This is a genomic window from Pseudomonas sp. GM84, from assembly GCF_000282535.1.
GTDB lineage: Bacteria > Pseudomonadota > Gammaproteobacteria > Pseudomonadales > Pseudomonadaceae > Aquipseudomonas.
In genome coordinates this window covers 52,531-65,782 of record NZ_AKJC01000070.1, presented here as the reverse complement: position 1 = coordinate 65,782, position 13,252 = coordinate 52,531, and the positions used below count along the sequence as shown (strand labels likewise).

The window sequence follows — 13,252 nt, the reverse complement described above, 5'->3', positions numbered from 1 at the left end:
ACTCCACACGTTGCCTAGGATCCATGCTGCGCCTGCCTGCGCGAGCAAGCGAGCGGGGAAACCACTGAAAAGACCACTATACAGTTACGAACCAACCATCCATCCAATGGATTTTTTGTATACCGCTATTTGTTTGCTGGATAGCTCCCGCGAGCCGGTGAGGAGTTGCCATGACAGAGCGCTGACTTGAATGCTTCACGCATCACTATCCATTCAAGCGATTAAACCATATCAAAAAGCGATTTGAGCTAATCCGGAAACTTTGAAAACGTAATGCCACCCGCCAGCGCCACCTGTTCGCAACGAAGTACCGTTAGTTGCGAAACGCCGCGAGTGGACTGAATCAACGCATCGCAAGTTCGACCGTTTCATTGACAGACATCGCTCCTCATAAATCTAAAAAATTAGAAGGTTAAGTCTATGCAGCCTGAATATGTTCACCACCGTTCCTCCGTTAACACGCTGCCGGAAAAGCGCCAGGACGCCCAAACCGCGGTCGACAACCTGAAGCACTGGCAGCCTGCCGTGGCTGAGGTGAAGCAGTGGCCAGGCTACGAAGTTTTGCCGCTCTGGTCGCTGCCCCATCAAGCCGCACAATTGGGTGTAGGGAGCATTTTCTACAAAGACGAAAGCCAGCGCTTTGGTCGTAAGCTTGGCAGCTTCAAAGCACTGGGCGCACCTTACACAGTGTTCATGCTCCTCGCGGATGCAGTAGAGCGTGCAACGGGTAATCGTCCCAGCGCTGCGCAGCTGCGGTCTGGTGAATTCAAAGCCATCACTGAGCGAGTCACCGTTTGCGTAGCAACTGACGGGAACCAGGGACGCGGCCTCGCCCATGCCGCCGCCACCTTCCATTGCCGCTGTGTAGTCTACATTCACGGTCATGTAAGCCCTGGCCGAAAGGAAGCCATGGAAGCCTATGGGGCAATCGTGATCCGCATCGACGGCGAGTACGAAGCCTCAGTCAAGCGCGCCAAAGAAGACGGACGCATGAACGGCTGGCATTTCGTAAGCAGTACCTCGTGGGACGACTTCCGTGAACCGCTGCCACGCCATGTGATGAATGCATACATGGTGATGGTTGAAGAAGCTATGGATGCGGTGCCTGACCTTTCCAAGATCACTCACGTGTTTATGCAAGGCGGTGTGGGTAGCATCGCAGCTGCCGTATTCATGGGCATCGCGCTGCGCCTGGGTGAGCAAAACCTACCCCGCATGATCATGGTCGAGCCGCGAGAAGCTGACTGCCTATACCAGAGCGCTGCCAAAGGGGTAGCAACCCCCTCCTCCGGAACCTTGCGTACCATCATGGCTGGCCTGGCATGTCGTGAAGTCTCGCCTGCCGCCTGGAAGCTGCTGGAGTGGCTCTGCACTGACTACGTGGCCATCCCGGACAGTTGGGCTGTGGATGCGATGAAGGCCCTGGCCAATGGGTCTGGTGATACGCCAATTGTCTGCGGTGAGTCTGCTGCCGGTGGCTATGCAGTGGTACTGAAAGCCACCCAAGACCCAGAGCTCAAAGACAAGCTTGGCCTTGACGCGAACAGCCAGGTACTACTGTTCGGCTGTGAGGGTGCCACTGACCCCGAAATCTACCAGCAACTGGTAGGCATTGATGCCTCCGAAGTTTTCGAGCGGCAGAAGCAAACTTCCTTGTAACAGCCGCGCGATAGCCAAAACTTTTGCAAGTACAGTGACAAGGAACAGCTATGCAAGAAAGTGATCGCGAGAAAAAATTTGTCCAACTGGCAGCCGAGTTTGAGCTGGATCTCAGCGAGCCACCAGCCTCCGGCGGCTTGTACGCACCGGCGGTGATCGAAGATCACGTCGCTTACCTCAGCGGGCAGATCCCCAAGATCGGTGACATTGTGCTGTTCACCGGCAAAGTGGGGGACGACCTCACCCTCGAGCAAGCGAAGCGGGCTTCAGCAATTTGCGCCCTTCGCGCTGTTTCGGTGCTCAAGCATACGATGGGTTCGCTGGACGCCGTGCGTAAGGTGTTACGGATGAACGTCTATGTCCAAGCTGGTGAGGGTTTTGCGGAGCACACCCAAGTCGCCGATGGCGCGTCTAAGATCTTTCACGAAATCTTCGGTAATGCCGCTGGCCATGCTCGCACTGCAGTCGGCGTTCCTGGTCTACCTCGCAACGCTGCCGTGGAGGTCGACATCCAGGTCGCACTTCTACCCTGACACATAAAACAATACGTGGCGGCTCCCCGATTGGCGCATGCAGCGCTACGAGGAAGCCGCTCCCATAGCTTGGTCTTTTTCAGAGACTCAGACTATCCGGTGATACCCGTGCAAACCCTACAAAACTCCGTCATCGTAGACGCGGACACACTCCGCACCCTCTTTTCCGAAGCCATGTCCGACATGTACCGGGAGGAAGTTCAGCAATACTCCACTCTCTTGGAGATTGTTGCCGACTCTAATAGCAAAACCCTGGCCTCCAATGAATCGCTTCGTGAAGCGATGACTCGCACCAATGACCTGAATCGTCTCGCCCAGGAATATCATGGTGCTATCCGCCTTGGTACGGCGAGCGAGCTGGCAACCATGTGCCGAATGTTTGCGGTACTTGGCATGCAACCGGTTGATTATTACGACCTGAGCGTCGCGGGTGTTCCTGTACACGCGACCGCGTTCCGTCCAGTGACCAAGCAGGCCTTGGGCGTGAACCCTTTCCGGATCTTCACCTCGCTACTGCGCCTGGAGCTAGTCGACAATCCCGCCCTGCGCCAGCAAGCGCAAGAAATTCTGGACGCACGCAATATCTTCACTGCCCAAGCCTTGGAGCTGCTTGAGTTGGCCGAGCGTGAAGGTGGGTTGAGTCTGGCCCAAGGCAAGGCGTTCGTCGCCGCATTGCTGGAAACCTTCCGCTGGCACAGCGAGGCCACCGTGGACGTACAGACGTATGAGCGCCTCCATGATGCACACCGCCTGGTCGCAGATGTGGTCTGTTTCCGCGGCCCTCACATCAACCACCTCACTCCCAGGACGCTCGACATCGATTTTGCGCAGGCCGAAATGCCCAAGCGTGGTGTGCAAGCGAAACTGCTGATCGAGGGCCCACCACGTCGTTCGGCTCCAATCCTGCTGCGCCAGACCAGCTTCAAGGCTCTCGAGGAGTCAGTTCGATTTCAAGGCTCATCCAGTATTGGTGCCCATACCGCCCGCTTTGGCGAAATCGAGCAGCGCGGCATCGCCTTGACGCCTGCTGGCATGGCTTTGTACGACCGACTGCTCAGCGAAGCGCGTCAAGCCATCGGTGCCGAGCCCGAAGAGTACGAGCAGAATCTCGCCGCGGTCTTTGCGCAATTCCCCGACACACAGGAGGAGCTTCGCCAGGCGGGTTTGGCATACTTCCGTTACTCCGCTGCGGAGGGTTACGGCACCTCAGACACTGCTCATGGATCCCTAGACCAGCTAGTCCAACAAGGCTTGATTCTGGCTGATCCAATCATTTATGAGGACTTCCTGCCGGTGAGCGCCGCAGGCATCTTTCAATCGAACCTGGGTGGTACGGAGCAAAAAGAGTACGTCTCCAACGCAGCCAAGGGCGTCTTTGAACAAGCCTTGGGCAGGCAGGTGCTCGACAAATTCAGCCTGTATGAGGAAATCCAACACTCCTCTTTGACCGCGCTCGGGCTACAGGCTTAGGCGTCGGTAGCGCCTTTGAGATAGAGGTCGGCGTGAAGTACGTCGACCGTCGCTGGTTCGCCAGGAACAGGCACCTCTCAGCAGCGGATGCGCATTATTGAGCAAATGGATGGCGGTATAGGTAATAGGGATTGTACGTAAGGCAATGGCGAGAGGATGCTAAAGCCGAAAGCGGCGTGCTGCCAAAAATAATAACTTGAGTTGGCGTCAGTAAATTCCAGCTCCGAACTTGATCCTGCCATCATCATTAATAAAGGTTGCTCAAATGGTCGGTCATTGCCTCGCGCGGAAAAATTCTAAAGTAGTTATCTATCGATTGCCGATGCGTTAGACCTGTCACCCTCCCTACCTTGCAATGTGGGGATGCCAAACATAAACACATTGTCGCCTAGTGTTGCGCTAGCTGCATAAGCACGCCTACTACCCTTGCGGGCAGCGTAAAACAACAAGATTTGGCATTCAACTAGATGGCGCTTAACGCCACCGATAGAAGGCAAACTATGAACAAGCTCATCGTTCGATTCATCATGGTCGCCATGGTACTAGGTATAGTACTTGGGGCGATGTTACACCACTCAATTACTGACCAAGCCGTGCTGACCGAAGTAACCGGTTACCTGTCTATCGGCACCGATATCTTCATGCGGCTTATCAAAATGGTCATTGGCCCTCTGGTTTTTGCCACACTTGTGCCAGGCCTAGCGCGCATCGGTGACGCCGGAGACATCGGCAGGGTCGGAGCCAAAGCGATGCTTTGGTTTATCAGCGCGTCTTTCATCTCGCTGTTGCTCGGTCTTGTGATGGCAAACCTCCTGCAACCAGGCGCAGGGTTGAATCTGCCCTTACCGGCGGTTGACGCACAGAGTGGCCTCAACACCGCCGTCTTCTCCCTGAAAGACTTCATCACTCACCTAGTTCCGCGCTCCATTGCGGAGTCGATGGCTCAGAATGAGGTGCTGCAGATCGTCGTGTTCTCGATTTTCTGCGGGATCGCATTGTCCGCGATTGGCCCGAAAGGCGAGCCACTCGTGGCGGTCGTGGAGTCGATTGGACACATGATGCTCAAGATCACCGAATTCGTCATGTGGTTGGCTCCTATCGCTGTCTTCACCGCGATTGCGAACATCATCGCAATCAAGGGATTGGGCATCGTTGTGACTTTCGCCAAATTCATCGGTTGTTTCTATCTCGGGATCGTCACCCTCTGGCTGATCCTGATTTTCGCGGGCTACTTGGTTTTGGGCCGTGACATCTTCAAGCTCATCCGCAGCGTTAAGGGCCCTTTCCTGTTGTCCTTCTTCACCGCAAGCTCGGAGGCCTCATTTCCCCAGCTGCTGGTGTGCCTGGACAAGTTTGGCGTCAAACGCAAAATTTCTGGCTTCGTCTTGCCGCTCGGCTATTCGTTCAACCTCGATGGCACCATGGTGTACTGCACATTCACCGTGCTGTTTATCGCGCAGGCGTATGGGATCGACATGTCGATCACCACGCAAATTGGCATGTTGCTCATGCTGATGATCACTTCCAAAGGGATTGCAGGGGTACCGCGCGCCTCGCTGATTGTGATTGCTGCCACGCTGACTCATTTCGGGCTACCAGAGGAAGGGATTTTACTGGTAATGGCCATCGATACCTTCCTGGACATGGGGCGCTCAGCCACAAACTCAGTCGGCAACTCAATCGCTTGTGCAGTGGTAGCGAAATGGGAAGGCGCCCTGGATCGTCAAATCGATCGTGACGGCGCGCCGGATGAGTTTGTACAGCCGGAATTGACCAAGGCGACTGGTCGTTCGCCGGAAGCTGTCTAGCAGCTCAGAAGCGCGCATACGCAGCGCCGCCATCCTAGGCGGCGTTTTCATTTGAATGCGTTGCTGCCCGCCATTCCTCATATGGCGAGCTGGCGGGCCCCACAGCACGCTGGGTCGGGTATGAACGGCCTCTGCAATGGCAGGGTACAACTACGCGGAGGGCAAAAGCGCTGTGCATGTGAATGCTTGGGTACAGCCCCTCTACCAGGCCATCATCGAGAATGAAAGGTACGGCAATGAGGGCTTTCGGGCATTGAAGTGAGTGCTTATTGCGCACTAACAAAAACGCGACCTTTCGGTCGCGTTCTTCTTTGTTCTCCTGCCTTACACCATCAGATCAGCCAGGGACTGCATGTCCTTCACCCAGATGTCCGGCTGGTGCGGGGTGCCCCCGAACGGACGGTTGCGACGATCGATGAAGGCGCTGCGCATGCCGGCGGCTTTAGCGCCCAGGCAGTCGAAGGCGTGGTTCGCAACGAACAGGACTTCATCCATTTCGACGCCCATGATCTCCGCCGCTTTGGTGTAGGTGGCGACATGCGGTTTGAACGAATTCGCTTCAGCGACGGAGATGACATTGTCGAACGGGATCTTGTGGTACTGCTTAGCGCTTTCCAGCATGTCGCGGTCACCGTTGGAGAGCACAACGATCTTGTACTTGGTTTGCAGCTTGGCCAGGGCGTCCGGGACATCCGGGAACGGCTTCAACTTCTCGATGCAGGAAACCAAGTACTCAACTTCTTCCCGGGTGTGCTCGATGCCAGCCCGCTCCAGGGTGTAGGCAACCGCCCGGTGACCGATCTCGCGATAAGGCGTGTGCTCTTTGTGCAGCAGCGCATCAATCATCGAGTTTTCAAAGTGGGTTCGACGCCACCAAGTCACGAACGAGCCTGGCTTACCTTCCCAACCTTTATCCCGGAGGAATGGAGTGGCGATTTCAGTCAGACCGCCTTGCATGTCAACAACAGTGCCGTATTGATCGAACATGACCACTTTGACTTCTTTTTTGATTTGATCGACGTTGGACATCTGCACATTCCTCTTATTTATGTTGAGTCGAGAGCGGTGTGTCTCACCACGCTTTTAGGGTAAAGAACTGCCTTTCATTTTTGAAATGGATAAAACACATTCACACATTCAGGTAAAAAATGATCCGGTCAGTCTTCTGCTGCCAAGTCGCAATTGCGCTTATCCTTCACGAAGATCAAACCCACAACGAAGCTGAGTGCGGCTACCACCACGGGGTACCAAAGCCCTGCATATATGTTTCCGTTTTGCGCCACTAAAGCGAAACAGAAGGTCGGTAGCAAACCTCCGAACCACCCATTCCCCAGGTGATACGGAAGCGACATGGCGGAATATCGAATACGTGTGGGGAACATCTCGACCATGATGGCCCCCATCGGGCCGAGGGCGAGCGCGCCGTAGAACATCAAGACCACCAGCAGCAAAAGCACCATTGGCTTGTTGACGTTTTCCGGATTGGCAGTCAGCGGGTACCCCGCCTGCTGCAGAGCGACAGACACTTGTTGGCGAAACTGTTGCTCCGCGGCTTTAGCGGCAGCCTCTGGTTGCGCCTTAAGTGCCGGCGCTTCTAGGGCTACCTCGCCTATTTTCAAAATCGCTGATGGGGTAGTCTGATCCTTCACCGTTGAGTAGCTAGCACCGCTAGTGGCAAGTGCACGCCTGGCAACATCACAGGAGGCTGTGAAGGATGACGTGCCAGTCGGGTTGAACTGGAAAGAGCAGTCGGCCGGATTGAGCGTCAGCACTATGGGTGATGATGACTGAGCGTTTGCCAACGCAGGATTGGCGTAGTAAGTCATGGCTTTAAAGATCGGAAAGATCGTCAACGCGGCTAAGAGGCAGCCCCCGAGAATAAGCGGTTTACGCCCTATCTTGTCAGAAAGCTTGCCAATCAGAATGTACATGGGCGCGGTGATGAGGAGGGACAGAGCTACCAGCGTGTTAGTGGTCGCGATATCCACCTTTAGCGTCTGGGTCAGAAAGAACATCGCGTAGAACAAGGCTGTGAACCACACTACTGCTTGACCAGCCAGTAAGCCAAACAGTGCGGTCAGCACAAGGCGGAGGTTCTTCCATTTGCCAAAAGCTTCGGCCAACGGGGCCTTCGATATTTTACCCTCAGACTTGATTCGCTTGAATTCGGGAGACTCATGCATGGACGATCGGATGTAGACGGATATCACAAGCAACACCGCTGAGAACAGGAACGGTATCCTCCAGCCCCAGGTATCGAATGCGGGCCCTGTCCATTGTCGTGTCGCAACAATCACGAGCAGGGAAAGCAACAGCCCTAGGGTGGATGTCAGCTGAATGTACGAAGTGAATTCACCGCGGCGACCGTTTGGGGAATGCTCTGCTACGTAGGTTGCTGCCGCACCGTATTCCCCCCCTAGCGCCAGACCCTGCAGCATGCGAAGCATGATCAAGATAATGGGGGCCGCGATCCCCATGGTCGCATAGCTTGGCAATAAGCCAACCGCTACGGTGGAGCCACCCATGATGAGAATTGTCAGCATGAAGGTGTACTTGCGTCCAACCAGGTCACCGAGTCGGCCGAACACCAACGCTCCGATGGGCCTCACCACAAATCCTGCTGCGAAAGCCAACAGGGCAAAAATGAAGGCCGAGGTGTGATCCAAGCCGCTGAAAAACTGTCCGGCTATCACTGCCGCGAGGGCGCCATAAAGAAAAAATTCATACCACTCAAAAACGGCGCCAAGTGATGCAGCGATAATGACTCGCCATTCGCTTCGGGTTATGCCGGGCGCGCCGACATCCACTACTTGGTTGTGCATGGTGCCACCTTCTTGTTGTTTTAACGTGACTATTCAGCTCCCCGCTGTGCTGCTTAAGCACTTTCAGAGAGCGTTCAAGTCAACCGTAATCCCCCCTATTGAATTTCAGAAATGGATAATGTGTATGCGAGTATTCGCAGGGATGATGGTGGCGGTACGCCTTAGCTGGACAGCTCAGGCGCCGTGAGGTTGGTGAGCGAGACGCTCTGAAAGGGTTTACTTATCGCTGCAGGAAAACTTGATTAGCTCACGCAGCCACCGGTGAGCCGCACTCCCTTCATTACGCTTGTGCCAGTAAATATCCCAGGAAAAGGGCTCAGATTCGAACGGCAGCTTTTTGCTGACCAGTCCCGGCGACGCGAACTTGTCCACGAGTTTACCTGAGATGACTGCCAGCAAATCACTTCGCTCCAGCACGGCGGGAACAAGTAGCCAATGAGGGACTTTCGCAACCACGTTGCGAGTGAAGCCATGATCAGCCAGTACGTTGTCGACGAATCGGATATCGGTTGGGCTCATGGCGACGCGCAAGTGATCAGCCGCCAGGAAGTCGTTTAAGGTCAAATCCTTTTCGGCCAGCGGGTGGTCTGAACGCATGACGCAGACCATCTGATCTTCGAATAACTGCTCGCTGCAGATACTGTTGTTGTGCCTGAGTTGCATGCTGATCGCGAAATCCAGCTGATCTGTTTCTAGGGCCTTGATTGTTCGTTCAGGTGACATGTGCAGTATGTCGAGCGTGATTTTTGGTGCTTGGCTAGCCAATGCAGCAAGCATGTCGGGTAGCAGTAAATACCCGGTGAGGTCGGACATGCGCCCCGTAAACTCACGCTCAGTCGTTGCAGGGTCGAACGCCACGTCACTCGTCATAAGGCGCTCCGTTTGTCTAAGGATTTGCCGAACCGCCTCCCCAAGTTCTAATGCTCGAGGCGTCGGTTCCATCGTGCCACCGGAACGGATGAAGAGCTCATCTTTGAACACGTGCCTTAATCTGGCCAAGGCATTGCTCATCGCGGGCTGAGTCATGGGAATTCTCATCGCCGCCCGGGTGACGTGCCGCTCAGCCATCAGAGCATCGAAGATGACTAGCAAATTCAGATCGATCGATCGTAGATTCATGTACGCCTCCACAGGGAACGTTATCACTCAAAAAAATAGTAGCATCAGAACAATCGATCACGCCAATGAAGACCCTCCTGTATTCTGGAATCACTTATACCGGAGGAGCAAAAAATGAATCAACAACAAGCTCTTGATAGTAAAGGTAAAAAACTACTTTTAGGGGTGACGATCCTTGACCTTACCCGGGTCGTCAGTGGGCCCTTCGCGACCATGCAGCTCGGCGATCTCGGTGCACGAATCATCAAAATTGAAGAGCCACTGCGCGGCGACGATAGCCGCGCGTTTGGCCCTCCCTTCATCGAGGGCGAAAGCGCTTATTTTCTGTCTGTAAACCGCAATAAGCAGAGCGTGGCAATTGACCTGAAAACAGCTGAGGGTAAGCGGCTTTTACTACAGATTGCGGCCAAGGCAGACGTCATCATCGAGAATTTCAGGCCAGGAACTATGGAGCGCCTTGGACTGAGCAGCGATGTGCTCAAGACGGTAAATCCAGCACTGATTCATTGCTCCATTTCTGGCTTTGGTACATCGGGGCCCGATGCGCAGCGACCTGGATACGATCTTATTCTGCAGGGCGAGTCAGGCATCATGGATATCACGGGTGAATCCGACCGGCAGCCCACCAAGGTGGGGACTTCGATCGCCGACATGATCGCTGGCTTGTACGCGGCGCAGGCCATCACCGCGGCCCTCCACCATCGTTTGGTGAGCGGCGAAGCCCACAGCGTCCACATTTCAATGCTCGACTCACTGGCGTCACTGCTCACGTTCAATGCCGGCATCTATTACGCGACAGGTGAATCCCCTACCCGCCGCGGCAACGAACATCCAACCATTTGCCCTTACGAGACCTTCCCTACCGCTGATGGCTGGTTGAACCTTGCAGTTGCAAACGACAAGTTCTGGGCCCTGTTTTGTCAGGTGACGGATGCCCAGTCCTTGGCCAATGATCACCGCTTCAAAACAGCACCTGAGCGTGTCTCGAACCGAAACGAACTGCGTCCGTTGGTTGCAGAAATCCTCAAGCAGCATGATCGCGCCCACTGGATGGCCGTCTTCAGCAAAGCAGGTATTCCATGCGGTGAAATCAAAAGCGTGGGAGAAGTCTGTGAAGCCGAGCAGCTGCGGTCTCGGGGCATGATTATTGAGATGACCCACCCCACGGCAGGTACCGTGGTGAACATCGACAGCCCAATACGGGTTGATGATGTGAACGGTGATGGTGATATCGCTCCCCCCCTGCTGGGACAGCATACCCAAGACATCTTGCTTGAGATGACCGGGGTATCCCGAGAGGAGATCGAAGCACTCGAGCGCGATGGCATCGTGAAAACCTGGAAGCAGACCGCTCCCTGATTAAATTCGAATGAGGAAGTTATTGTGAACGAGAACCAGGCCAAGGACGCTTTCCAGCAAGCATTGAGCAGCTATTCCCAAGACTTCGGTACGTTCTTCTTGGCCCGCTTGCTGGCGCTGGAGGTTGAGTATGACGACCATACCTGCCGCGTGACCATGCCGGTGAAGGATTTTGAATTCAATCCCCAGGGCAGTCTTCACGGTGGTGTAATTGCTACCGTACTGGATATTTCGATGGGCCACCTGATCAACCGCCATGTAGGCCCAGGCGCCACACTGGACATGAATGTCCAGTATCTCAAGCCGGCACGTAGCGGGCAGGTTGTAGCAACTGCCACCTTCATTCGCCAGGGACGACAAATCTGCTTCGTACGGTCTGAGATGAAGGACGCCGACGGTGCGCTGATTGCAAGCGCTACGTCTACCTGGAAAGTACTCTAGAGCCTCAAATGCCCTATGGAGGCGAAGCCATGGCAAGCACCACCCAGGTTGATCAATGCATTACGAAAGCTCGATCGCTTTTGTTCGTACCGGGGGATCGCCCGGAAAAATTCCGCAAAGCGATGCTTAGCCAGGCCGACGTCGTAATCATTGACTGGGAAGCCTCAGTTATCCCAGAACGAAAGGCCTATGCAAGGGAAGCGACAAGTGCTTTCCTCAACTCAGCCTTCTGTTCCAAACGGCCCGTTGCCATCCGGGTCAACCCAGCCAGGGGGCCAGAGCTCGAACTTGATCTTGCGGTCGCATCGACCCTTGCAATAAGCGGGCTTTTTTTGACCATGGTCGAGACCTCCGCGGATGTCACGAAAGTTGGCAATTATGCTCCGGCGCACTGGGAGCTAGTGGCGATGGTGGAGACTGCAGTGGGAGTGTTCAATGTCTCGGCCATATCACTGACTCCAAGGGTCAGCCGCCTGGCATTCGGGAACATGGATTACCAAACTGATCTGCGGCTCGGCGACGTACACGAGGCAATGATCTACCCGAGTTCGGTGATCACCCTTGCATCTCGCTGTGCTGGACTACCCTCACCCATCGCCGGCGTGACCGCTGATTTTTCCAGCCCAGATCGATTCATTGCCGATGCCTCTTTTGAGCGATCGATGGGATTTGGTGCCAAGTTGTGCATCCATCCTAAGCAGATCGCCTGGTGCAATCGGTCTTTTGCCACCACCCAAGCCGATATCCAATGGGCAAAGACTGTAATTGAAGCGACACGGGACACCTACGCTACCCAGGTAGATGGCGTCATGATCGATCGTCCAGTCATCGAAAGAGCGCGTCGAATTCTTGAAGACTAATGTCCACCAGTGGGCCCCTGAGCGTTGTATGCCCTGAGTCAGGGGCCGCAGTGCGATTCAGACTGGGATCAGCACTCCCTTCCCCGTGGTCTGCGTATCGAAAATTTCATAGGCCTGCTCCGCTTGCTCGAGTGGCCAACTGTGAGTGAAGAGTCCGTCTACATCGACTTTTCGTTCAGCGATGAATCGTGCACATGAAGCTTGGCCAACTTTACTGAATGTCCAGCTCCCCATCACAGTGAGCTGCTTGCGATTCAGATCATTGCTCACGTCAATTGTGACCTCGCCCCCTTCCCCCACGAAGACTACCCGGCCCCATTTACGCGTTGAGCGTATAGCTTGCAGCCGAGCGCTGGCCACACCTGAGCAATCCATAGCACAGTCTGCGCCGTGGCCATTGGTGATATCGAAGATCGCATCCACAACGTCGAGGTCGCCGAGGGCATGTAGGCAGAATTTAGCTCCCAGCACGGCTGCCTGCTGCAGTCGTTCTTTGCTGACGTCGACAGCGATCACCTCAACGCCCATCGCTAGAGCCAGTTGGGTCGCGCTCAATCCGACCGGGCCTTGGCCAAACACGACCAGTGTCTCGCACCCGCGTATGCCAAGCCTGTCTAGCCCACCCCAGGCTGTCCCGGTACCGCATGAGATGGCCGCCCCCGCCTTGAATGAAAGGTCATCCGGGAGGGCTACCAGCGAGTTCGCCGGCACCTTCATGTACCTGGCGTGAGCTCCATCACCGTTCGCTCCAAATGTCGTCGCGCCTTCGTCGCACATCTGAGTCCAACCGGTACGACATTGGCCGCAGCAGCCGCAGCCAGCATAGTGATGGTTCATCACTCTGGCGCCTATACGTGCAACAGAATCTACGACCCCCTGGCCAACCTCCACTATCACGCCACAAGGTTCATGCCCAGCGATCACAAGAGCACCATCCGTACGGCCGAGGCCAATTGAATTTGCTCCATTGGCTGCCCGATAGTATTTGAGATCCGTGCCGCACATGCCTGATGCCCTAATCTCCAAGATAACCTCACCTGGGCCGGGGGATGGATCAGGCACATCCCTGAGCTCTAACTGCCTATTCCCGAGAAAATATACTGCTTTCATAGCGAACTTCCTTCGGTTGATGGTAGAAGCTTTAAAACCTCCAGGTGCGACAGAGCTGAGAGGCGGCGTGA

Annotated in this window: 11 protein-coding genes; 7 read left to right on the top strand and 4 right to left on the bottom strand. The window is 55.0% G+C overall.

Annotation, left to right across the window (positions count from 1 at the left end; translation table 11 throughout):
* Positions 1-420 precede the first annotated feature (420 nt).
* The 4 genes from PMI38_RS04160 (at position 421) to PMI38_RS04145 (ending at position 5,470) form a co-directional block, all read left to right on the top strand.
* Positions 421-1,659, top strand: coding sequence for a diaminopropionate ammonia-lyase (locus PMI38_RS04160; protein WP_008091079.1), 1,239 nt, complete (start codon positions 421-423; stop codon positions 1,657-1,659).
* 50 nt (positions 1,660-1,709) lie between these two features.
* On the top strand, positions 1,710-2,192 hold the full coding sequence (locus PMI38_RS04155) for a RidA family protein (RefSeq protein ID WP_008091077.1): 483 nt from the start codon (positions 1,710-1,712) through the stop codon (positions 2,190-2,192).
* Positions 2,193-2,300: 108 nt separating this feature from the next.
* Positions 2,301-3,662: a 2-oxoadipate dioxygenase/decarboxylase HglS gene (hglS, locus tag PMI38_RS04150; RefSeq protein WP_008091075.1), complete on the top strand. Its 1,362-nt coding sequence runs from the start codon at positions 2,301-2,303 to the stop codon at positions 3,660-3,662.
* Between the two features lie 500 nt (positions 3,663-4,162).
* Complete coding sequence (locus tag PMI38_RS04145) at positions 4,163-5,470, top strand: dicarboxylate/amino acid:cation symporter (protein WP_008091073.1); 1,308 nt, start codon at positions 4,163-4,165, stop codon at positions 5,468-5,470.
* A 324-nt stretch (positions 5,471-5,794) separates the two neighbouring features.
* On the opposite strand, the gene PMI38_RS04140 is transcribed toward PMI38_RS04145, so the two are convergent.
* From PMI38_RS04140 to PMI38_RS04130, 3 genes are all read right to left on the bottom strand, one after another.
* Positions 5,795-6,499, bottom strand: coding sequence for a haloacid dehalogenase type II (locus tag PMI38_RS04140; protein WP_008091069.1), 705 nt, complete (start codon positions 6,497-6,499; stop codon positions 5,795-5,797).
* 128 nt (positions 6,500-6,627) lie between these two features.
* Positions 6,628-8,292, bottom strand: a complete 1,665-nt coding sequence (locus PMI38_RS04135) for an MFS transporter (protein WP_008091067.1) — start codon at positions 8,290-8,292, stop codon at positions 6,628-6,630.
* A 216-nt stretch (positions 8,293-8,508) separates the two neighbouring features.
* Positions 8,509-9,411: a LysR family transcriptional regulator gene (locus tag PMI38_RS04130; RefSeq protein WP_008091065.1), complete on the bottom strand. Its 903-nt coding sequence runs from the start codon at positions 9,409-9,411 to the stop codon at positions 8,509-8,511.
* 114 nt (positions 9,412-9,525) lie between these two features.
* On the opposite strand from PMI38_RS04130, the gene PMI38_RS04125 reads away from it, so the two are divergent.
* From PMI38_RS04125 to PMI38_RS04115, 3 genes are read left to right on the top strand one after another with little or no spacing between them, the layout of a single operon-like run.
* Positions 9,526-10,770 (top strand): CaiB/BaiF CoA transferase family protein, encoded by a 1,245-nt coding sequence (locus PMI38_RS04125; RefSeq protein ID WP_008091062.1) that lies wholly within the window; start codon positions 9,526-9,528, stop codon positions 10,768-10,770.
* 24 nt (positions 10,771-10,794) lie between these two features.
* A complete protein-coding gene (locus PMI38_RS04120) occupies positions 10,795-11,211 on the top strand; it encodes a PaaI family thioesterase (RefSeq protein ID WP_008091060.1) in 417 nt (138 codons plus the stop codon).
* Between the two features lie 29 nt (positions 11,212-11,240).
* Positions 11,241-12,071, top strand: coding sequence for an HpcH/HpaI aldolase/citrate lyase family protein (locus PMI38_RS04115; RefSeq protein WP_008091058.1), 831 nt, complete (start codon positions 11,241-11,243; stop codon positions 12,069-12,071).
* Positions 12,072-12,128: 57 nt separating this feature from the next.
* Here PMI38_RS04115 and PMI38_RS27855 read toward each other — a convergent pair whose 3' ends face one another.
* Positions 12,129-13,181, bottom strand: a complete 1,053-nt coding sequence (locus tag PMI38_RS27855) for a zinc-dependent alcohol dehydrogenase family protein (protein ID WP_008091057.1) — start codon at positions 13,179-13,181, stop codon at positions 12,129-12,131.
* Positions 13,182-13,252: the final 71 nt, after the last annotated feature.